The organism is Enterorhabdus sp. P55 (genome assembly GCF_009911695.1).
In the GTDB taxonomy this organism is placed as follows: domain Bacteria; phylum Actinomycetota; class Coriobacteriia; order Coriobacteriales; family Eggerthellaceae; genus Enterorhabdus.
This window is the reverse complement of record NZ_QWKK01000033.1, coordinates 1-24170: the sequence shown is the minus strand read 5'-3', so window position 1 is coordinate 24170 and position 24170 is coordinate 1. Positions and strand designations below refer to the sequence as shown.

General features: G+C 68.1%; 1 protein-coding gene. It reads right to left on the bottom strand.

Going from position 1 to position 24170, the window contains the following annotated elements; all coding sequences use genetic code 11:
• The coding region (locus D1643_RS05005) for an SdrD B-like domain-containing protein (RefSeq protein ID WP_201750970.1) at positions 1-24170 on the bottom strand (24170 nt) is incomplete at both ends.

The following is a 24170-nucleotide window of genomic DNA, read 5'->3' as shown; positions in this document are numbered from 1 at the left end:
CGCCGTCGCCAGCGCCATCCGCACCCGCGCGGCCGGCCGGCTCGCCGCCGTCGCCCGCAGTCCCGGCGTCACCGCCGTCGCCCCCGTCCGGATCGGTGCCCGAATCGCCCGGGCCATCCGGGCCGTCCGGCCCCGGACCCGGCTCGGGCTCGTCGGTGCCGGGCCCTTCGGTACCCGGGCCCTCCACGGCCTCCTTGCCGCGGGCGCGCGCCGTCACCGCGTAAGAGCGGCCGCTCTCAAGCCCGTCGAACACGACGCGGCCCGCCTCGTCGCCCGCCACCCACACGGCATCGGGGCTCGTCGGGTCGTCGGCCAGCGTGTACTCCCAGCCGTAGGGCGCGTCACCCGCCGGCGGGGCCGTCACCTCCAGGGAGTCGGCCGACACGCGCACGGTGCCCGAGGGCCCCGTCACGGTGGCGGCGCCCAGGGTCATGACCATCATCGGCGTCTCGCACAGCTCGTCACGGGCGGCCACGTGGCGGCAGATCACCGCGTACTCGACGGCCGGGTCGAGCCCCTCGAACACGCCCTCCTTGCCCGGCCACGGGTTGGCCGCGCCGTCATCGCCGTACCACGTGAGCGTGGTCAGGTCGGGCAACGCGCCCGGCGCCAGGCCGGCGGTCGGGTAGATGGCGTACTCCGTGCCGTCGACGACACGCTTGACCGTCACCGAGGTGTCGGTGGCAGTCAAGTCGCCCACCTCGGGCAGCTTGGAGCCGAAGTTCTTGTTGAGCGTCCACTCGCCCGTCACGGGATGCTGGTACCACTGGGTCAGGAACACGCGCTGGCCCGGAACCGGCTGCTCCTCCTGGTCGATCACCGACACCGGCGGGGTGGTTCCCTCGGCGTCGATGAGCGGGTTGCGGAAGTTGCGCAGGCCGTCGTAGTTCTCGTCGTCCCACACGATGCCGCGGATGACGGTGGTCTGGAACGGCCCGAAGCCCGCGTTCAGGCGCAGCTCGTCGCGGCCCTCGGAGATGTCGAAGCCGCCGGCCGTCGTCTCGCGGTAGTACAGGTCGGTCGCCTCGGCCTTGGTGGTGGGCGCCGCGATGACGATGCGGCCGTCCACCACCGAGAAGCCGCCGTCGGAATCGGCCGCCACGCGCGCCGTGCCGGAGAAGTCGGGCTCCTCGAAGTGGTTGGGCTCGCCCCAGGCGAGCGGATAGTTGCCCGCGCCGTAGGCCAGCGGGGTGACGATGTCCTTGCTCAGCGAGGCATCACCGGGGCGATGGGCCTTCGAGTTGACCTCGTCGGCCTGGGCCTGCGCGTCGGCCGCGTCGTCCGTCGCCTCGTCAGCATCGGCCTTCGCCGGCTGCGCCAGCAGGCGCGTGACCGGCAGGCCCGTCACGCCGGCGTCGCCCTCGCCCTGCACCTCAAGGGTGTAGCCCATGAGGAACTGCTTGTCGGGATCGTAGTTCTGCCCGTCCGGGTCGTTCGGATCGTAGTTGGTGCACACCGGGCTGTCGCGGAACTCGTAGTAGCCCGGCTTGCCCGCCTCGTAGCCCGGATCGCCCGGCTGCGGGTCGGCGGGGCCCGAGCCGCTCAGGGCCGCGCCCGTCATGAACTCGATGCTCTCGCTCTCGGGCATCTCGTTCCACTTGCCGTTGGCCCACACCCACGGCCGCAGGATGACGCGCTTGCCGTCGAGCATCTGCTCGCCCTCGTCGATGAGGCCGTTGTAGTTGCGGTCATTCCACACGTAGCCGGAGATGACCTGGCTCTGGGGCATGCGCACGCCGCCGTCGTTGTAGGCGCGGTCAGAGCCCTTCGCGGCGTCGTAGGTGAGCACCGGCTCGGTGGGCGCGGTGTCGCGCGGGGCAGCCGGCTCGCCCAGGGCCGCCAGGGCCCGGGCCGCCTCAGCCGGGCGCTCGATGAGCCCCAGGTTCCAGTTGTCGTTGTACGAGTTGCCGGCCTGGACCTTGTTGCTGGCCACCGACGAGCCGTCGGCCACGTCCAGCAGCACGGTGTACTCGCCCGACGACGAGCCGTCCACCTTCATGAGGTAGGCGTCGTGGTAGTTGAGGTTGGAGTCGAGCGTCGGGTCGTCGCCGCGCTCGTACTTGGCCGTCAGGAAGCCGCGGGTCTTGTAGCGCGGCTCGGTGACGCGCATCCGGTAGGCGTACACGCGCACCTCGCCGTCCACCCGCGTCTGGGTGGGCAGGTCGTTCCAGCGGTACACGCCGTCGCTCAGCTCGCCGTCGGCCGCCTCGCGCTTGGCCGTCTGCTGGTTGTGGCCGCGGTCAGGCGCACCCAGGCCGTTGGTGTAGTTGGCGCGGTAGGCGTCCCACTCGTCCTGGGTGGCCCAGGTCAGGTCGTCCTCCCAGCCGCCGGCGCCGTCGGAGACGTAGCGCTCCAGCGTCACCTGGATGCCGTTCACGCCCGGCTCAAGCAGCTTGGGCTTGCCGTCGTCGCCCATCACGAGCGCGCCGTTCTCGTCGCGCTCGAACTCGTCGGACTGGATGCCGTCGTTCACCACGTCGTCCCAGATGACGCCTACGATGTCACGCACCGGGGACGGCAGCTGGCCCACGTCGCCGCCGTCGACGGCCTCGTCCTCGCCCACGCGGGTGGTCAGCCAGTCGAAGGCGCGCGCGTCCTCGTCGGACACGAGCACCTCGCCCGCGCCCAGCTGCACGTGGGAGTCGCGCCACTGCTCGTAGCCGCCGGCTTCCACCTCGCCCGCCAGGATGATCTGGCCGTCATGGGCGCGGGTGCCGAAGGCCGCGCTGTCGGCGCTGAACGCCTCGCGGCCCTGCACCACCATGTTCACGAGCGACTCCACCGAATCGGGCACGTCGGAGTCGAGGCCCGTCGACGCGGCGGCGCCCTCCTCGTCGGCGGCGTCGAAGTCGGTCGCATGGTAGCGCGACAGCAGCCAGTAGTTGTCGTTGCCGTTGGCGTCCACGCTGTGGTTGAGCTCGGCCAGGCGCACGCGGTAGCCCGCCAGGAAGTGGGCGCCCTGCGGATCGGTGTAGGCCGTCGGCAGGTTGTCGAAGGCGTAGGTGCCGTCCTCGCCGGTGCGCACGCTCACCACGCCGTTGGCGGCCGTGCCGCCCGTCACCACAGGCCCGGCCCACACGGGGTTGCCGTCAGCATCCTCCTGCGGCACGCCGTTCTCGTCCACGGCGCGCACGCCGGTGCGGTCATCCGCGCCGAAGGCCTCGTTGCGGAACCAGTGGCTGCCCCCGTCGTCGGGGTTGGTGCGGGCCGGGTCGTAGAACCACTGGGTCAGCGTGACCACCTGCCCCGGCACGCCGGGCTCCACCAGCACCGGGTTGCCCTCGGCGTCCGTCACCTCGTTGCCGTCCTCGTCGACCTCTGCCTCGAAGGACTGGATGCCGTCGTAGTCCTCGTCCTGCCACACGCGGCCGGTCACCGTGGAGCGCGGAACCTCCACCAGGCCCGCGTCCCAGTGATCCACGCGCACCGCCGCCGCCAGGTCATAGCGGGTGAAGCGGCTGCCCTCGCCCACCAGCACGGAGTTCTCGGGAAGCGAGGTGCCCTCCTGGTACCGGTCGGCCACCACGATCATGCCGTCCGGCGCCACGTCCTCGTCGGCAACCGTGCTGCCGGCCCCCTCGTTCAGGTAGTAGGAGAAGGCGTTGTCCGCCGCGAAGGGCGCCGGCGTGAGCGTCTGCTGATGCGCGGGGATGGCGCGCACGGTGCTGCTCGCATCTGAGTCAAGCGCCTCATCGGGGTTGCCGTCCTCGTCGAGCGCGCGGTTGCGCAGCGAGAGCGCCCAGTCGGCCGAGAGCCCCCGCAGAAGCTCGCGGTCGATGCGCAGACGATAGCCCGCCAGGTACTTCTTCTTGTCCTCGTCCTTGATGTTGGGCGAGGCCTCCGGGTCGGGCACGTAGGTGGGGATGCCCTTGAACATGTAGCTGCCGGAAGGCGTGGTGGTCTGGGTGAGGCTGGCCTTCAGGCGCTCGCTCATGCGATCCTCGGGCACGGGAACCCATGCGCCGTCGATGCCGTCGGTGCCGGTCTCGTGGCCGTTGGGGCGCCACCAGTACTGCTCGAGGGTCACCTTCACGCCGGCGATGCCCGTCTCGGTGCCGTTCTGCACGCCGTTGTAGTTCTCGTCGTTCCACACGTAGTCGCCCAGGTAGCCCTTGGTGCCGTCCACCCAGCCCAGGGCGAACTTGCGATAGTGCTTGAAGCCGAGCCACTGCTGGCCCGCGTTCTCGTACACCGCATGGCCCGCATCGTCCACGGGCACCTTCAGCTCGAAGGGCGCGGTCTGGTTGACGCCGCCCACGATCTTCAGGTCGTTGTCCCACACGCCGTTGGCGCCCGGCATCTCCAGCGGGCCGCCGTTGGCCCAGGTGTACACCGTGGGCTTGAGCAGGCGCTGGCGGTTGTCCTCGCAGGTGATGACGTAGTGGCGGTCGGGAATGAGGCGGAACTCGAAGCGTCCCTGGGCGTCGGTGTTGAAGGCCGCCGCCACGCCGTCGGCCGTGATGGCCGGCTCAGGGTCGTAGGTGTCCGTCTCCGGATCGTACTCGTGCACCACCACGCGCATGTTCTGGAGACGCAGCTCCTTCTGCTCGGTGCCCGAGGCCATCAGCTCCTCGGTGGTCAGCTTGTCGGCATTGTCCCAGTCGGCGCCCACCCAGTCGAGAACGCCGTTGATGTCGTCGGGATCCTCCTCGGTGAGGTCCTCCAGCATGTCGTCGCGGAAGGCCACGCCGTTGATGGTCACCGGACGCGCCAGGCCCACGTCGTAGCTGGTCATGCGCGCGTCGTAGCGCTCATGCACCGGATCGGGCTCGCCGGCGGCGAACTTGTCCTTGTCGTAGGCCACGGCCTCCACGTCGATGGCCTTGGTGGTGGTGGCGATCATCTGGTTGTTCTTGCGCTCCACCGAAAGCGGGTTGCGCGCGTCATCCGGGCCGATGGACTGCGTGGTCAGCGAGAACCACGCGTACTCCTGCGGGAACGTGAAGCGCAGCTTGTACTTGCCGGGCTTCAGGTTGGACAGGATGTAGTACCCCTTGTTGTCATAGTAGTCGCTCTCGGTGACATAGGAGTACGGCTCGCCGTTGTCGGCGCTGATGTAGCCGTCCAGGTCGCTGCGCAGGGGCACGCCCGTCTGCGGGTCGGCCACCACCCAGCGGTCCTCGAAGCCGGTCTTGTCGTCGTTGCGCAGCACGGCCACCTCGCCGTCGCGGTTGCACGGCCAGCCGTACTCGTTGAGCAGCTCCACCTTCACGCCGTTGACGCCCGGATCCTCCGCCACGCCGTCGAAGTTCACGTCCTTGAACAGCGCCGAGGTGGGCTGGCCGTTGCCGTAGAGGCCCGTCCACACGCCCGTCTGGGGGTCGATCTCCTTGTCGGTGGACAGGAGGAAGCGACCGTTGTCGGCCTTGTGGTAGGTGGTCGAGCGGCCCAGCCCGTCGGTGGTCAGCTCGCCCAGGGTGTCGTCCTGCAGGCCGTTCCAGTCGGTGTCCAGCCACACGTAGTCGCCGATGTAGCCGCGGCCCTCGGGGGCGTCCACGAACACGCCGGCCATGACCTCTTCCTTGAGCGAGGTGCTGCCCGACGCGCCGCCGGTGGTCTGGCGCTGGGCGTAGGTGTTCCACTGCGTCACCTCGGCCAGGCGCGCGGCCAGGCCCGGGTTGGCGTCAGGCTGGCCGTCCACCTCGTTCATGTCGAAGTCGCGGTCGCCCGTCAGGGTGCCGTTGTACTTGGGCAGGTTGAGCGGGGTGCGCAGGTCGTAGCTTAGGCGGATGTAGCCTTGGCACGGCAGGTTGGAGTTGTCGTTGACCACGCGCATCCACACGAAGCGGATGGCCTTCTTCAGCTTCTCGGCCTCGTCGGGATGATCCTCCACGTACTGCTTGAGGGTGTTGAGGTTCACCATGTTGATGGAGGCCATGCCCGCGTCATCCTGGGAGATGGCGTCCATCCACTCGATGATGTACTGGTCTTCCTGGGTCTCGCCGGACTGGGCGTAGGGCGGCGTGATCCCCGACTCGGGCAGCGGCACCAGCTTGCCGCCGCGCGTGGCGATGGGGCCCACCCACAGCTTTGCCTCGAGGTCGCGCTCGGCGCCCTCGGTCACCATGACGCGGCCGTTGGGGTTGTCCTCGTCCAGCGGATCCATCATCACGAGCTTCACGGAGTCCAGGTCGTCCAGCCAGCCGTTCCACTGCGACTTGCGGCCCACCGGCTCGCCGTCCATGAGCTGCTTGACCTTGGTGTCGCCCTCGTAGGGCAGGATGTCCATGAAGGCGGTGCGGATGTAGCCCTTGGCCTTCTCGGCGTCGGCGCCCACGTTGAGCGCGGAGATCTCGTAGGTGTAGCTGGACCCCTCAGGCGCGGCCGCCGGGCCGTTGACCGCCTCGTTGAACATGGAGTTGAGGTCGGTGGTGGACTCCTTCTTCTGGCTGATGGTCTCGCTCGACACGAAGCCGAGGGCGGCCAGCTGCATGCACACCATCTTCTGGTCGGTCTTGCCGTCCAGGTTCACGTCGCGCGAGTCGCGCTCGAGCGCGATGCGGTCGGCCATGGTCTGGATGGCCGGCACGTAGCCGTTGAAGTTGCCGTCCTTGTAGGCGTAGCTGGACGCCATCAGCAGATCGCGGCTCACCGCGGAGCTGGCGTCCGAGCGGATGGGCATGAGGATGTCCACGATGACGGCCTGGCCCATGTCCAGACTGCCCTTGCGCAGGGTGCCGTCGCCGTAGGGCGCGCCGGTGAAGCGCCAGTTCATGAACTTGCGCTGGGTCTTCACCGTGGCCGAGCCGGCCTTGTCCTCGATGAGCAGGCTGCCGCCGATGCGCGGGTCAGACAGGCGCACGTCGTTCACGCCAGAGGCGTCGGCAGGCGTGGTGGTGGTCAGATCGTCGGACACGTCCACCACGCGGTAGGTCCACATGGGCTTGACGGCGTTCAGGTTCTGGGCAGGCGTGACCACCACGGTGTCCATCTCCACGAGCCACACCGGGTTGCCGTCCTCGTCAAACACCGGGTTGCCGTCCTCGTCGGTCTTCTGGATCTTGTTCCCGTCCCCATCCAAGATGTAGACGGGGTTGCCGTCCTTGTCCAGGATGGGCTCGTCGCGGGTGACGGCCACGCTCTTGTAGGCCATGTTCAGCGGGTGCGTCGGCTTGGCCGCCTCCGAGGCGGGCACGTAGCGGAAGTCCGCGTCGCTGAGCGCCGTGGCCGCGCCGTAGCCCTCGATGAAGGGCAGCAGCATGGATATCTGCGGGTTGGAGCAGTAGTCCACCTTGGCCGCGCCCGTCACGCCCAGGGCGGCGAGCTGCTCGGCGCTCAAGTTGGTGAGCTGGACGGAGTAGCGCATCATGCGCGATCCGCCGGGGTCGATGGCGGGGGTGCCGGTGCTCCAGGAGTACTCGGTGCGGTAGTTGCCCGAGAAGTACGACTGGCTCATGTCGATCTTGATGTAGGGGAACTCCGGGTCGCGGTAGAAGCCGGCGCGGTCGCGCTCGGCCTCCACGAACTTGGTGTCGTCGTAGCGCGGCACGGCGCTCACGAAGTGGTTGATGTGGGACGCGGTGGTAGCGCCGGTCACGTCGCCCTCGGCCAGCACGGAGATGCCGTCATCCACGCCGGTGGCCAGCAGGTGGGTGCCCTTGCGCATCTTCTCGTACAGGGGGATGGGCCGCTGCTGGATGGTGGGGTCCTCGCTCACGCGGGTATGGCTCAGCACGCCGGCCGCGTTGCTGGTGATGGTGGTCGGCATGTCGGTGCCGTTCTTGAGCATCTTCTCGCCATCGGCGTTGAGCAGGTAGTCGCCGTTGGACATGGTGTACCACTGCCAGCCGATGTTGTTGCGGTTCGGGTCGATGTCGTCGGCCTCCTGGGCGCCCTTGGTGGCCGCTTCCTTCTCAGGGGTGGACAGGTCGTCGGGCATGGCGTCCACCGCCAGGCGGAACCCGTGGGGCACCGGCGTCACGTGCGACTCGTAGTCGCTCGACACGTCGCCGTCCTCGCCCACGGCCTTGATGACCCAGCGCACCTGGCGCACGTCCTCGTTGCCAGCCGAGTTGATGGGGATGGCGGTGTTCTGCTTGTCGGAGACGGCGTAGCCCGCGCGGCTGCCCACCAGCTGCCAGGTGCCCCGCTTGCCGTCGGCGGTGTTGAAGTCGTCGGCGTCGTCCTCGCCGTAGAAGTAGTCGCGGTCGGCATCGGTGCCGGGCAGCGCGAAGTTCTCATGGTCGATATAGGCCGCGCCGTTCTGCTCGTCGTAGCCGTTCAGGGCGGCGGAGGGGTCGTTGGGAGCCTTGCGGACGTACACGAACACCCGCAGCTTGCTCTCGGTCTCGGCCTCCTCGTTGGCCGGCACGCGCCGGGCGCCCGGCGTGCTGGCGTCCACCTCGGCCCCGGCGGCGTCCACGTACTTGTACGCGGCGCCCGGAACCTCCCACACGCCCGTGTTGACACGCGCGATGCTCGGCTCGATGCGGCCGATGGGCGTCGTCTTGCTCTGGAACGGCGCGTCGGTGATGGTGGAGTCGCCCGTGGACCACCACGGCACCTGCCAGTCGACGATGAAGCTGTTCACCGCGCCGCCGGTGTTGATGGCCTGGGTCAGGTAGAACTGGTTGTTGCCGCCGTCATGGCCGTCGTCGGCCAAGGTGACGGTGGTGAAGTCGGGGTCGGTGATCTGGCGGCGCAGCACCGCGGTGTCGGCGCGCACGCTGGCCATGGGCTTGCGCACGCGGAACCAGCCCGCCTGGGCGCCCACGTACACGTCGTCGTACTCGCCGTCGCAGTCCAGGTCGATGGCGGGCATCTCGTCGCCCGTCACCTGGTCGACGTAGGCAGGGCTATCCTGGGCCTTCGTGCCGCTCAGGAAGAAGCGCACCGGCGACTGCGCGGCGAAGTCGTCCACGCCGAAGTCGGCCAGCGGGTCGTCGGGGCGCACCGGCTTGGAGGCAGTGGTGCCCGCCTTGTCGCCCGCCGCGTAGGTGTGATCCCAGTCGTCGCCCTGCATCCACTGGAGCTGGCGCTCCTCGGTGGTGTAGTAGGCCTGGCAGCTCTCGCCGTCCCACGAGCGGATGGTGTCCATCTGCTCCTTGTAGCTCACGGGGCGGCCGTCCACCAGCATGCCGTCGGTAGCAGACTCCTCCGAGCCCAGGCTGTCGACGCGCGTGCGCACCTTGAGGGTCACCACGTCCTGGTAGCCCAGGTAGCCATCGGGGTGCACGCCGCCCCAGTAGGCCGCCAGCAGGCTGTCGTACTTGTCGAACTCCTCGTCGGAGGCGTCGTCGGGCGGGGCCAGCTCGAACACCACCACCTCGCCCTCGTGGGCCTTGGGCTTGACCGTGGGGTCGTCCGGCACGTCGGTCGGGTCGTCGGCGTCCGGCTTGCCGTAGTCAGGGTCGGTGAAGTTGTTCTCGTCGTAGGCGGGCTGGGTGGTCACGTTGACCGTCCAGCCGCGCGCCACCAGCTGCTTGGGGGTGAGCTTCTCGTGGGTGACGGCGTTGCCGTTGTGGCGGTCCTTATAGGTGCGCTCCACGTAGAACGCGTAGTCGTCCCCCTCGTAGTCGGCCAGGTAGCGCTCGAAGGCGCCCGTCGCGTCGTCCTCGGCGTTCACCAGCTTGTCGTGGTCGTAGAAGGTCACGAAGTCGGGCAGGTACAGGGCGAACACGAGCTTGCCGTGGTTGAGCGCGCCGCGGCCGCCCACGCTGGCGGTGCCGTCGGGGTTGGCGCAGCGCAGGGTGGCGGCGAACCAGGGGGTGTCGGCGTACTCGAAGGGCTTGTCCGGGTCGCCGGCGGCGCTCACCGTGCCGTCGTTGTTGAGCACGTTCGTGCCCTGGGCGCCCTTGCCCGTGGACGTCGAAGCCCCCGACCACGTGGCCGGGTCGTCGTCGCGCGGCCGGTCGGCCGGCTCCAGCTCCGCCTCGTAGGACGAGCTGAACGTGGGCGACACGAAGCGCAGCTTGAGCGTGGCGTAGACGCCCGCATCGGTGTGGGTGCGCGGCGCGTCAGCCGTCTTGGCCTGGAACTTCTCGGTCACCTCGGCCGCATCGTTGCCGTTGAGGCCCTGGGTGGTGGCCGACGAGAGCGCATACTGGCGGCGGAAGGTGTAGTCCGACGCGTTGAGGCCCTTGTCGCCCTCGGGGCCGGCCAGCGCCACCGACTTCAGGCCGGCGCCGTAGGTGCCGCCCGTCTCGGTGTACTTGCCGAAGTAGCCCGTGAGCGGGCTGTTCTGCACGCCCTCGCGCGTCTGGGTGCCGTCGTTGTAGTAGTTACGGGGCAGGGCGCCGGTTTCCATGAAGCGAGTCCAGGTGTTGTGGTAAGAAGAATCCTGGTAGTCCGCCGGGCGATGGGCGTCCTGCTCGTAGGACCAGGAGATGCGCGGCGTGGTGTCGTTATGGGTGCCACGATAACAGCTATCTTGGCTCTGGGATTGGTATCGGTACGACTCCACCGGCGCGTCCAGGCGCTTGTCGAAGTAGCGATCCACCACGCCACAGTCGTCGTTTTCCCCCACGCCCGTCTCGCCGCGGTAGCGCGCCGGCGCGCCCACGGTGAAGGGGTTGTTGGCTATGTCGTTGTCGGTGAGGAACTGGTACCCCGTCATCTTGGAGGTGACGTAGGTGCGGATGTTCTCGTTGGCGCGCCCCGCCTCCAGGTGATCGGGCTCCTCCGGCCACTCCGGCTCCTCCACCAGGGAGATGTCGAACTTGAACGTGTCCATGCCCAGCGCGGGGATGCGCTGCTCGGCATCCTCGGCATGGTCGAGGTCGTCGCCCTTCGCGGTGAAGCGCACCACGAAGCGGTACTGCGGCTCGTCATCGTCATAGGAGGTCTCGGGGTTCACCTGCTCGTAGGTGACCGTGGCGCGGAAGTTGGCGTCCTTCCAGGCATTGTCCTCGTTGTCCGTCACCTCGGCAGTGTTGCCGGCGTAGGCGTTGTAGGAGTAGGCCGCGTCCCAGTCGGCCAGATCCATCTCCTGCTCCACCCCGGGCCATTCGCCGTAGGGCTTGCGCGTGCCGCGGTGCACGGGAGCCATGCCCTCGGGCAGCACCGTGGTCACCACGGGCAGGATGAGGTCGCCCTTCTGGCCGCCGTTGGTGGTGTAGTTGGCCGTGCGCCGCTCCTCCACCGAATTGCGCCAGGAGCAGCGGGCGTACTGATCCCACCAGTAGCGGTTCTCCACGTGGATGTTGAGCTGGCGCGTGTCGGTCTCGGCCGCCAGGTAGTAGTCGGTGGAAGGGCCGGACACGCCGTTCTCGCCGATGGTGTTCCACACGCGCACGAGCGGCTTGCGCTGCACGGCGCGGGTGCCCGTCTGGGCGTACACCACCGCATCGGCTCCCACGGCCGCATCCCCGCCCTTGTAGGCCTCGCTCCAGAAGCCGTCGAAGCCGTCGTTGCGTGCCACCGACCCCATGGCGTTGCCCTCATCGGTGCGCACGGTGGCGTTCTGGATGGTGTAGCCGTTGATGGACGGCATGTTGGGCGAGCCGTAGAGCTGCTGGTAGTCCTGCTCGCGGAGCCAGCGCGTGTTGATGGTCTCCTTCCAGTCCATGCCGTAGACCTGCATGTGCTTCTGGCCCTCATGATGGCCGCCCTCGAAGTGGTCGACGTCCATCACCTGGTAGTAGGCGCTCGACTTGCTCGGCTCCTGGCCGGCGGCCGTGTCGTCGCCTGCGGGCTTCACGTCCACCGGGCGCGTGAGCAGACGGTCGTACCAGGCGCCGTCCTCGTTGCTGCCGAACACGTGCGAGGCCAGGTTGACGGCTATCTGGTAGCCGTTGTCGCCATACTCGTCCGGGTCGGCCGCGTTGGCGTCCGTGCCGTCGATGGCCCGGCCGTACCACTTGCCCAGGTCGTGCTCGACCGTCACGCGGATGACCCAGGGCTGGGAGCTGTCGCGGTACGCGGTGCTGTGGGCGTTGGCGCTGTCCGAGGGCACGCTCGTGTAGGTGGACTTCTCGGTATCGGCCGAGAGGTCGGCCACCGTGGGCGTGGCGCCGCTGCGGTAGACGCCCGGGTCCTGGGCGGCGCTCGGGGCGTCGTAGCCGGCGTAGGCGCTCGCCGGCGACTGGAGCACCTCGATCTTCACCTTGGCCTGGTCGATGGGATCCCACGTCTTGTCGGACACGTGGGGGTCGTACTGCTGATCCTGCGGCGTGCCGCGGTTCGTCATCACGTAGGCCTTGGCCGTGGCCTCATCGTTCAAGAGGGCCGAGAGCGCCGCCAGGTCGCCCATGTCGATGCCGTCGGCCGCCGCGTTACCCGTGAACTTGGGCTCCACGCCGCGCGGCATGACGTAGGTGAACTCTACGCCGTCGAGCGTGCGGTCGCCGTAGTTGTAGGCGATGAGCTGGCTCGTGAAGTCCTGGTTGTACTCGAGGGCCGTCACGTAGTGGCCGTTGATGAGGCCGGAGCGGTCACGCAGCCATTGGCCGGCGTAGTCGTAGTCGCCCACGCGCCACCGGTAGCGGCTGTCCACGCCGCTCGGGTACTTGCGCGAGGCCTTGGCGTCGCCGTCCTGGTCGGTGATGAAGTCACTCGACGTGGCGAGCCACGCCTTCTGCATATGCACGCGGGTCTCGCTCCACACGAGCGGCACGGTGCTCCCCCACCGCTCGGTCTGGCTGTCCATGTCGCCCTGGGTGCGCGCCTTGGTCACAAACGAGTAGTAGTCGCGCACGTAGCGGTTGGTGAGCGACGAGCCGTTGTCGTTGGCCTGGGCCGTACCGCCCGTGTTGGCGCTGCCGCTGTCCCACCAGCCCTCGTAGCGGGTGCTGGAGGGCAGCAGCCCCTTGGCGTCGCCCACGGTGTCGGCGTAGGGGCGCGGCGTGTAGCGCACGCGCTGCTTGTTGCGCGCGGTGCGCACGTCCTCGTCGAGGAAGATGCCGCGAGAGCCCTCCTCGCCCCAGTTGTTCACGTCCCACCAGTTGTAGTAGGGCTGGTGGGTGGTCTCCACGCCGGGAATCCACGTGAGCGAGCCGTCGAACATCTCCCACACGTCGGTCTGCTCGGCCTTGTCGCCCGAGAACGCCGAGTCCAGCAGCAGGGAGTCCAGGTCCATGAGGTTGCTGGCCGTGTTCACGTACACGGGGCTGCCCATCTCATGGGTGCCGTCGAAGATGGTGCCGTTCATCTGGTTGATGCGGCCCGAGGCGCTGTTGCCGTAGGCGTAGGGATAGTAGTAGTACTCGCCCATGCGCGGGAAATACGCCGGCTCCACGCCCGCATTGCCCGTGAGGGCGCCCGTCGCGCCCAGGTCCAGGTACACCTGGGGCAGGCCGTCCACGGCCGCGCGCACGGGGAACCACACCTCGATGAGGTCGCCCACCTCCATGCGGGAGTTGCCCGGCGTGGCCACGTCCACCGGACGGCTGGCCGCATCATCAGGGTCGACCTCGCTGCCAGCGTCGTCGCCATCGGCCACCCAGGATATCTTGAGCAGCGTGAACTCGGTCGGCCGGCTGGCGTTCGCCGCCGTGGGGTTCAGGTCGGTGAAGGCGCGATAGCCTGCGTGGCCTCGCGTGGCCGCGGCGCGCGCGTAGGTCATGGCCCCGCCGTAGTCGAGCGCCTCGCCGCTGCCCTCGGCCACCGCCTCCACCTTCAGGCGCATGCCCTTCAGGCGGGCGGCGGACACGTCGTCGCCGTCACGGTCGGTCCAGCGCACCTGCAGCACGCGCTCCAGGTAGGCGGCGTCTATCTGGCCGCCGTCCGTCGTCTTCAGGTAGTCGGAGGGGATGCGCTCGTAGAGCACGGGGTTGTACAGCTCGCCCTCCAGCTCGCGAATGCCGGGGTTGGTCCCCTTGGGCACGTTCTTGAGCGAGTTCTTGTACCAGAACTGCTCGCCGGGCACGTAGCCGAGCTTCTGGGCGGCGTTCACGTCCCAGGCCGCCTCGGCCATGGCCTCGGTCTGGAACACCTGGCCCTGGAACTGCATCACCGGCGTGCGGCGGTACACCTTGAGGGTGCGCGTGGCGCCCTCGTCCTGCTTGGTGAGCCACTGGCCGTGCTCGACCGCCGCGCCAGGGGCGGCCAGGGCGGGGGCCGCGCCGGCTACCGGGTCGTCGTAGAAGTCGAGGACGGTGGACTCGTTATGGTAGTGGGTCAGCGCCAGGTCGGCGGCGTCGGTGGGAGTCCAGCTGTTGGCCTGCTCGCTGCTGGGCAGCTGGGCCGAGAGGGCGCGCAGGTCCGCGTAGCGGCCCACGCCCACCAGGGCCACGTCCTCCAGCTCGTAGGGCGCCGCGCCGTCCTTGGTGGCCGGCACGTCGTAGTAGGTCCAGCGCACGCCGGTGACCTTGCGGAAGAGGTTGCCGTTGGCCGAGTGCCCCTCGTCGGTCGCATCCGGCGTGGCGGTGCCGTAGCGCGCCACCAGCTCGGCGTAGCTCACCCACTTGCCCGGCGCCGAGGCAGCACGCGCCAGATCGGTGCCGGTCATGAGGGCCGCCGGCTGCAGGGCGTAGGCGGCGGGATCGGCCGTGGCCGCGGGATAGCCGGAGTCGAAGTACTCCACCTTGATGGCGGGACGGCCGGGCACGAGGCTGCCGTCCTCCCCCTCCACCGGGCCCACGCCGTTAGCCGGCATGTCCTTCGGATAGCGCAGGTCAACTACGGCGCCGCCCTCGGTGAGCACCGTCTTGTTGGACGCGGCTATCTTGGGCGTCTCGGTCAGCTCGAAGAGCACCTTGCCCGAGGGATCGCCGCCCACGTTGCCGTCGGTGAAGCGCACGGTCACTTGCAGGTCGTTGGTGTGGCGCGTGTAGTTCTCTATGTCGCTCACCGTCAGCTGGGCCGGGTTGCCGTCGCCGTCGGCCGGCACGGCCGGGTTGGAGGGCGTGTTCGTGGTGAACTGGGCGTCCAGCTTGATGACATCGTCTTTGTGGTAGTGGAAGCGGATGTTGGAGTAGTCGCGAGCCGCCAGCTGCCCCTTGCCGTCGTAGCGCAGGGCGATGTCGTTCACCGACGCGTAGCGGATGGGCTCGAGCGCGCTGCCCGGGCTCGTGGAATCCGTCGCATAGCCGGTCTTGTTCTCCCAGTCCAGACCGCCCTTGCCGTGGTTCAGGCTCGTGGCGCGGTACTGCGTGTAGCCGTGCTTCGGGCGCGCCACGGCGTAGAAGTTCGACTCCACCGTCTGGTTCTGGTAGCTGGGGTTGTCGTCCTCGTAGGCCGTGTTGCCGTCGTCGTGGTAGTCCGGATCGTCGTTGAGCTCGTCAGTCGCCTGGGTGATGACGCGCAGCCACAGGCCCTTGCCCGGAGCGATGCCCGAGGCATCGGGGTCGGCCGCATCGTACTCGCCAATTTGGAACAGCAGGTCGCGGTTTTGGCTCAGGCCCTCGGCGCCGGCGTCGAGGGACAGGTCGGTCTTCTCGGGCGCAGGGCGCTGGGCCGAGCCGTCGTCGGCGGAGAGGAAGGCCTTCACGTCCAGGCCGGTGGCGTTGCCGTTGACCCACGTGCCGTCGGCCTTCTGTACCTTGGCCACCTCCCAGCCCACCACGCGCTGGCCGGGAGCCGTGTCGAAGCGGGCGTCCACCTGCTCGAGCGGCAGCGAGGGCTCCTTGGCGGCCTCGTCCAGCCACTCGTCGGTACCCACGTAGAGCAGGTACTCGATGTAGTCACCGGCGTACACGTCGCCGTTGGGGATGTCCGACACCTCGCCCGAGGCGGGGTCGTAGCTCACCGGCGTGGTGATGGAGCGGTCATCGAAGTCGTAGGCGAACACGGTCTGGGCGCCCGCGTCGGTCTGCACCGTCTTGCCGCGGGTGAGCGAGGTCTCCATGATGGCCAGCCGGTGCGACAGCAGGTAGTTGGCCGTAGGAGCCGCCGTGTTCTTCGACTGGTCGGCCAGGGCCTTGAAGTTGGGGTCCTTGGTGGCCACCTGGTCCACCACCAGCTTGTTCGGCAGCTTCCAGGTATCGAAGTCGTTGCCGTCCTTGCAGAAGGTGGGCGTTGAGGTGTAGTCCCAGCGGCCCGCCTCCAGGTCGGTGGCCGTGGTGGCCGTGGCGGCCTTGAAGTTTCCGACGGTGCGATCCACGTACACGCCGTCGAAGGCGTAGGTGTAGTGGGGCTGGGTGCCCGCGGGCAGCGCCTTTCCGTCGCGGTCGACCAGCTGGGAGGTCGCGCCCGCCGAGGCGGTCAGGTTGCGCTCCCGCAGCGGCGAGAGGTACTCGCCCGAGTCGAGCATGGTCTCGGGCTTGGCGCGGTCGGCGTTGGGCGAGTCGAACTCAAAGGACACCTTGGCCACTGCGGGCTTGGCGTAGGTGAGGTCCACCGTCGCGTCGCCCTTGAAGCCGGGAATGGTGTTGGTGGCGTCGACTGCCTGATAGGACAGCGTCAGCTCGTCGGCATGGTCGCGCAGGTACTTCTCCACGTCAATCACGTAGTCGCCCGCATGATCGCCCGAGGCCAGGGGCGCGTCGGAGAGGATGCCGGCGTCGCGCATATCCTTCCAGGTGAGCACGACGTCCTTGGTGAGCGTGGTCGTCCCCACCGTGTTGCGGATGGTCAGAGTGAACTTGTTGGCCTGGAACCACGTGACGTCGTGACCCGTGTGATCGGGCACGAACTCGGCGGGCACGTACACCTTCTGCAGGCGGAAGGTGTCGTGCAGCTCGCTCGTCAGCCGCGCGTGGCTGATGTGCGCGATGCGGTTGGGGCCGTCGGGACGCGCATCCAACGCGAGGCCCATGTCCTCGTCCTCCGAGTTCCAGAAGCGCGCCTCGAACTCAGCCAGGTTGGGCGTCTTGTTGTCGCGCGCGTAGTCGTACATCGACACGTCCGCGGCGTTGTTGTTCTTGGCGTTGAGGCTGTAGTTGTCCTTGAACGGGATGAGGTAGCCCAGGTAGTAGCCCTGGTCGGACTCCTGGTGCTCCACGCCGGCGTTGGAGTTGGCCTTCCAGCCGCCCGAGGCCAGGGGCTTGAGCGGGTCGGCGTAGCGGTAGTAGCGCGCGTTGAACGAGTTGGTGGCGTCGGCCTTGTCGCTCACGCTACCGGTGAGCGGGTTCTTCTCACCCTTGTAGATGTAGGGACGGCCCAGCAGGTAGAAGTCGGTGGCCGCGTCCGCCGCGTCGCGGTCGACGGGATTGCCCGCTATCTCGGACGTGGAGTCGCCGTTGCCGTAGTAGGGCCCCAGGTCCATCACGTAGGAGGTGACGAACTCGTTTTCTTTGAGCGGCACGGTAGCCGGCTCGGCGTCCGTGCGGTTATAGTCCTCGGTGCCATCCGGGTTGGTGGTGTAGGTGCCGTAGGCGTTGGCGATGACCGCCGCCTCGCGCTCGTCGGGGCGCCCGAACTTCAGGAAGCCGTCGCCGGTGGAGCCGGGGTTGGCCACCATATAGTCGAGGCCCCGGTCGTTGAGCTTAGTCTGGCCGGTGATGGCGCCGCTGCCGTCGTAGGTCACCTCGTACTGGCCGTCGCGGCGCACCACGATGGTGCGCGCGGCGCCCTCGGCGTAGCTGTCGCCCGCCGCATCCCACTGGCGGGTGGTCAGCGTGATGGAGGCGTTCTCGTAGTCGGACAGGTGCTTCCACACGCCCGAGTCCTTGAGGAAGTGGAAGCCGGTGGAGAGGTAGCCGTAGTACTCCAGATCGCTGTCGGGAATGCACTTGGGCAGCGTGTCGTGGAGCGTGACGCGGTCGGCGAACGAGGCGTAGGTGTCGCACCAGTCGTCGCCGGAGCGGTAGTCGGTGCTGTTGTAGAACCAGCGGATGTTCTTGCGGTAGAACGACATGGCGTAGTGGTAGTCGTCCGCGAAGCGCGCGTCCTCGTAGCCGTAGTTGCCCAGGCGGTTGCCGTAAGCGCCGGCGGCGTTGGTCACCGTGTCCTTGCGCACGTAGTTGCCGTCCTCGTGGACGATGAGGTGCTGGTTGGTCACCAGGTGGCGCATGCGGCCTTCCATGTGGTGATGGCTCCAGTGGCTGTCATGGCAGATGTAGTCTTGGTAGGACCAGTTGCTCTTGATGTCGGAGGAGTTGGGGCCCTTGGGGGCGTTATAACGCGTGACGGCCTTGTGCTGCGGGCGCACGTTGCCCGACAGGTCGCCGCCCACCTCCATGGTCACGCTCGACTGCACGTTCACGCCGTCGCCGCCGGTCACGGCGTAGGTGCGGCCCGTCGTCTCGAAGGCCATCTTGTTGAGCCAGTCGGCCCAGTCGCCGTTGCTCACGCCGTACCAGGTGCCGTAGTCGGGCTGGCCGGCGCTCTGCCAGGCATCTCCGCTCGCCTCGAAGGTGCCGTCGGCGAACAGGTTGGCGGCAGTGGCGAACTGGCCCTGGTTGATGGACACGTCGTAGGTGATGCTCGTCACCGGGTTGCCCGGCTCGCCCACGCTCTGGTAGTCGGCGATGCCGTCCTTGCGGGCGTACTGGTCAGCCTCGGCCGAGCTGCCGAAGCTGGCCTCGGGCTGGCCGGCGGCGTTGGTCTTGAGCAGGTTCAGGCGGAAGTACTTCTTGCCGTCCACGTCCGTCTGCTTGGAGAACGCCTCGCCGCTCGCCCAGGCGTCGCGGATCTCCTGCGCGCTCACGTACAGCTTGTCGCCGTTCTTGTAGGTGACGGTGATGCCCCTGAGGTAGGGCACGGCGGCGCTGCGCACCTTCACGTAGTAGGCGTCGAAGTAACCGGCCGGCATGGTCTGGGTCAGGTGGATGAGCGCGCCCGAGTTGTAGGTGAGGGCTCCCACGTAGGAGGCGCCGCCCTGCTCAGTGTGGCACGACCACTCCGGAGCGTAGGACTGGGCGCCCGGCCCGCTGTTCACCTGGCGGAAGTCGGCGAGCAGCGACACCTGGGCCTTATAGCCCGCATCGAGGGCGCCGTTGCTCTCGCCGCCGGCGGTGTAGCCGTCCGCCTTCCAATGGGTGGAATCCCACGAGCCATCGGTACCCTGGTTGAACCGGTCGGTGCCGGCGGTGCCGGTACCGTTGTCCCAGAAGCCCGAGCGGCTTACCGTGTCGAAGTACATCTTCGACACGTACACGTCGGAGCCGTCGCGACGCAGAACCTCATAGTCGCTGCCGAGCGGGGCCTCGCGGATGCCGTTGAGGTGGTTGGTGGCCGTGGTGGTCATCCGCTCGGTGGTGGCGAAGTTCGCGTCGGTGTAGCCGTCGAAGGTGAAGGTCTGCGCCTCCTTGCCGGCGGCGCTGTGCTCCCAGTCCATGTTCTTCCAGCTGTGCAGCTCGGCGCTCGCCAGGTTGGCGATGCCCCAGAAGTACAGGAACTCCTCGCCGATCACCAGGCCGTCATCGGTCACCGCCAGCTCGGAGAGGCGCGCGTAGTCAGGATCGGACGCATCCGGCGTCACGGTGCTGCTCTTCACCACGAACTTCGTGGGCAGCTTGCCGGCACCGGGCACGTAGTCGTCGGCCGGCTCCAGCACGACCTCGCGCGCGGTCGTCCCGTCATCGTCGACGTAGCCCTTGAGCACCACGGTGCCCACCAGGCCCTCGTCCTCGAAGCACTCGAGGAAGGGGTGCGCCACGGTGATCTTGGTGGTGTGGAAGCCCGTCCACGCGCTCACCGTGGAGCCGTCGGCCTGGGCAATGCCCGTCTCCCACTTGAGCGGCAGCGTGGTCTTCACGTCCACGTCGTCGAGGGTGGAGTAGCCACGCTGGTTCCACAGGCGCGTGAACAGCTTGAAGTCGCGGTCGTAGGGCACCGTGGTGAGGGTGCGGCTGCCGTCCATGCTGGCGCCATCGGGCGTGGTATGCGTGTCGGTGTAGTCCCACTCGCCGTACTGGCCGAAGGTGTGCAGCTCCAGCGCGGGACGGAACACCTGCAGGGCAGACGCCTTGTCGAAGGAGCCCTTGGTGTCCAGCGCGCCCTGCTGGATGACGCGGGCGCGGGCGTCCAGGTTGTCGTAGTCCTTCCCGTTCACGCGCTTGTACCACCAGTTGGCGGTGCCGTGGGTGGTGACGGTGAGCTCCTTGCCGGCAGCCACGGGGTCGATGCCGGCGTACTCGATCTCCACGCGCTCCAGGTAGCGGTCCTTGAAGGCGGCGAACGCGCCCGCGGCCAGGTCGATGGTGAACGAGCCTGGGGTGGCGCTCGCATCCAGCAGCGCCTTGAGCTCGGCCGCCGTGAGCGTCACGTCCACCGCCGTGCCCATGTTCGCCGTGCCGGAGGCCGGACGGAAGAAGAAGCGCATCTCCTTGAGCGCCGAGGCCTCGGAGCCGTCGACCTGGGCCACGGTTCCCAGGGAGAACAGCCCTTCGGTGAAGGTGAGCGTGCGCGTCTTGTAGCCCATCACGCGGCTCACCGGCGCGGGCAGCAGGCCGCTCAGGCTCTCGATGTCCAGGGTGACCATGGTCTTGTCCGACCGCGCCTGCTGGCGGTTGGCCACCACGAAGCGGTAGCCCACGTCCTCGGAGTAGTTGGCCACCTCAAGCGGCGCGGCCTGATCGACGGCGTTGGCCTCGTTGGGACGCACCCCCACCGGCTTGTGGGCGTAGGCCTCCACGGTGGCGGCGAAGGGCTTGATGACCATGACCTTGTGGGCCTTGGGGCGCACCTCCGACCCCGTTCCGTACTCGGCCGTGGTGGGGTAGGCGGCGCAATCGGTGCTCACGCGCTCGTCGAGGTTGGTGCCGTGGGTGTCGGCGCGGCCCAAGATGAGGGCCCGCACCGCCGTGCCGCTGGAAGCCAGGGCGCGCTTGCGCACGGCGCCGAAGTGGATGCGCACCGACTTCACCGTCTGGCCGTCCAGCCCCTCGTCCAAGGGCAGCTTGAGGGTGGAGGTGCCGTCGCCCGCATCTTCCAGATAGGGCTCCAGCTCCGCCATCGACCAGCGCTTGAGGGGCACGAGGCCCTCGTCCTTGACAGGATCGAACTGGAGCGTGTCAGAGAGGCCGAACACCTCGATGTACTCCACGCTGCCCTCGCCTTGCTGAAGCCAGCCCTCCTCGCCCGTCGCGGCGTCCACCACCCCGCGGTGGAATCCGGCCAGCCGCAGCTCCTCGGGAACGAAGCCGCGCACGACCGTCTGGTTGCCGTTATCCGGATCGGCGGTCTCGGCCAGGTCGTTCACCACCATGTCCAGGTTGTAGTCGCGCATGAGGTAGTCGGAGTCGTTCTCCAGCGTGTAGGAGTACCACGCCTCCTCGCCGTCGCCATCGCCCCAGCGGTAGGGCACCTTCTCCGGCGCGCTCGCGCTGTCCCAATGGTCGGCCGTGCCGTCGTTCCAACCGAAGCTCGGCGTGATGCGCGGCTTGATGGGCACGTACATGCTGCGCAGCGTGGCCGTGTCGGTGTAGGACTGGTTGACCGGGTTCGGCACGTGGTAGTCGGTGGCGAACACCGCCGTCACGGGGATGTCCTGCACGCGCGTGGGCGTGCCGTTGATGTCGACGAAGGCGTCCTCGCCCGCGCCGGGCGCGCTGCCCTCGAAGGAGTCCATGACCACCTCGACCTGCGAGAGGTAGCCGTTGGCCCAGCGGCTCAGGGGGATGACGGCATGCTCGTAGTCGGGGTTGGGCTGCGCCACGCCGTCCACGGTGATGGTGGGGTTGTTGTCCACGAGGGCCTTCACCTGGTCGCCCGTGAGCGTCACCGTCTGGGGCAGGGCGCCTATCTGCCACGACCCGCCCACGTTCTCGCGCGGGTAGTACGTGATCTTAACCTCGCTGATCTCGGCATTGGCCAGCAGGTCCTTGCTCAGCACCACCTTCTTCGCGGTGAAGTCGTCGCGCTTGCCCGTGAGCGTGTCCTGCGAGCAGAGGCCCGTTATGGTCAGCTTGGCCGGCTCCATCTTGGAGACGGCGGAGTTGGACACATGGAAGCGCCAGCCGGCATCCGGCTCGCGCACGAGCGCCTCCTTGGTCTTCTTCTCGTACACGCCGCCGGTCACATCGCCGCCGTAGGTGCTGTAGGCGCCGGCGACCACCTTCGGCGAGGTGCTGATGGGCTTGAAGGTGGCGCTCGCGTCGTTGGAGGTCAAAGGCAGGCTCTCGTAGGCCTCCTTCGGCGCGGCCAGCCAGCGCTTCTGGCCGTAGAGGATGGAGGCGTCGTTGACGTAGTTCTGGTTGGACTTGTGCATGGTGCCCGTCACCTTCACGCTGCTGGCGACGGCGACGTTCTTGGGAAGCGGGCTCTTGAACAGCACGCGGAACTGCCCGGTGAACGTGCGCGAGGGCTGCTGGCCGGGGGCGTACTGCTTCTGCGGGATGGCGGCGATGCCCTGGGCCTCCAGGATCTCCGCGATGCCCGTGCCCGGCACCTTGTCGGCCTCGGCGTCGCTGATGCCCAGACGATAGGTGGCGCTCGTGGGGGTGCTGGCCGTCTGCTGCGGCGTGCCCACGTTCACCCACGAGGTGGCGCCGGAGGCGTCTGCCACCTCCACCTGCACCATCTGGGCGGCGTTGGCGTAGTACCAGTCGGTCAGCTGGGGGCCGACGGCCGGATCGCTCTCGCCTGACTGGTTGACGGTGAACACGAGCGACTGGAGCTCGAAGCCGTCGGGGAGCGTGTCGCGCAGCTCGGCGCCGACGCGCTGGGACTCGTCCACGTCCAGCTGCAGGTCGCGCCCGTACAGCGGCACGTTGGAGCCGGCGGTGGTCATGCCGTCCAGAATGTAGCTCACCGGATAGCCCAGAGGGCCGCTCGCCGTCATGGTGGCGCGGTTGGTGGCAGGGTCGATGACGTACTTCGACACCTCCATGTTCAACTTGGCCGCCTTGAACTCCGAGGTGATGCCCGTCTGCTTGGTCCAGCCGTAGTCGTTGTTCTCGCCGCGGCCGCCGAACCACACGGTGGGCGACGCCTTCATCTCCACGGCCGGGTAGCGCTTGCCGCCTTCCGCCGAGGGATCGAGCTCCGCCGTGAAGTTGGTGGTGTAGGGCATGGCGATGACGAGCTTCTTCTCGTCGTGCACCTCGTCGGCCGGCGCGTCGGGGCCGGGCGCGCGCAGGGGCCCGCCCATCTGGTTCTCGTGGACGATGAGCGACATCATGCCGTCCTGACCGCCCGTCGAGTAGTACAGGGGCTGAAGCCCCAGCTCCTCGGCGTTGGAGAACGTGTCCAGGTCGAGCTCGGCGTACTCCTCGTCCTTGTCGGTGACGTCGTAGATGAGGATGCCGCCCTGCCCCGGCTTGCCGATGAGCGTGTGCCCGTCGGAGATGCTCGCGCCCTCCAGCTTGGTGGTGGCGCCGGTGTCCGGGTCGTAGGACCACGCGCACACGTCCTTGGTGATCATGCCCTGACCATCCTGGACGTAGTTGGGGAAGTTGAAGAAGAACGACAGGTAGTCGATGAGGCTGTCAGTGCTCTCGGACACGTTCTTGACCGTGGCCTCGTACACCATGTAGTTGTAGCGATCCCAGAGGATGGGAGTGCCCACGCACTTCATGTCGTACTCCCAGTCCAGGTTGGTCTTGATGAACGTGGCGGTGCGCATGGTGCCCGACGTGGAGTCGGAGCCCGTGCCTATGTAGACGGGCACTGAGGACGTGGTGGTGTTGCCCTTGGAGTCGGTATAGGAGTTGTACTGGGCGCCGTAGAGGATGGAGCCGCCCGTGTTCTCCGGCACCGCGCCTTGGAACTTGACGTTGAGCGAGAGGCGCTTGAAGCCCCTCTCCATGCGGTAGTTGCCATCGCTGCCGGTGTAGACGAAGCGGAACTTGCCGGTGAGGCCCTGCGGGTAGTTGCGATCATAATACCCCTTGGTGACCTTGGCGTCACCGCCGTTGATGTCGTAGATCTCCCACTCGTCCCACACGTCCGAGGGCAGCGACGCGGTAAGGCGCTGCCCGTCGTTGCCGTTCTTGCCCTGGGCGTCATTCCACGTAGCGTGGTCATAGGTCTCCTGCATGACGCCGTTGCTGTCGTAGTAGAGGAAGGGGATGTCCAGGAGCAGCTGAACGGCGGAATCCTCCTGCTCTTTCTTGTTGTCGCTCGAGGTGCCCAGGTAGCCGCCGGACGTGAGCGAGAAGTTGCCATCCATGGTGATGGACGGGGTGTCGGCGTCCTTCACCATGTAGGTATTGCCGCCCAGCTCCTGGCCGCCGCCGGCCTTGGCCGTCAGGTTGGGGTCGAAGAGCTTCGAGCTCAGCTCCCCCAAGGCGCGCGTGCTGTAGAGCGCCAGGGGCGGCATGATGCCGGGATTGGTGCGCGCGATGGGGCCGCTGGGCAGGTCGGCCTCGTAGCCGGAGGGCTCGGGCAGCGGGTCGGCCTCGGGGGCGCCGTCGGGCGCGGGGGCCGGGTCGGCGGCCGCGGGCGGCTCCGGATCGGCGGGCGCGGGG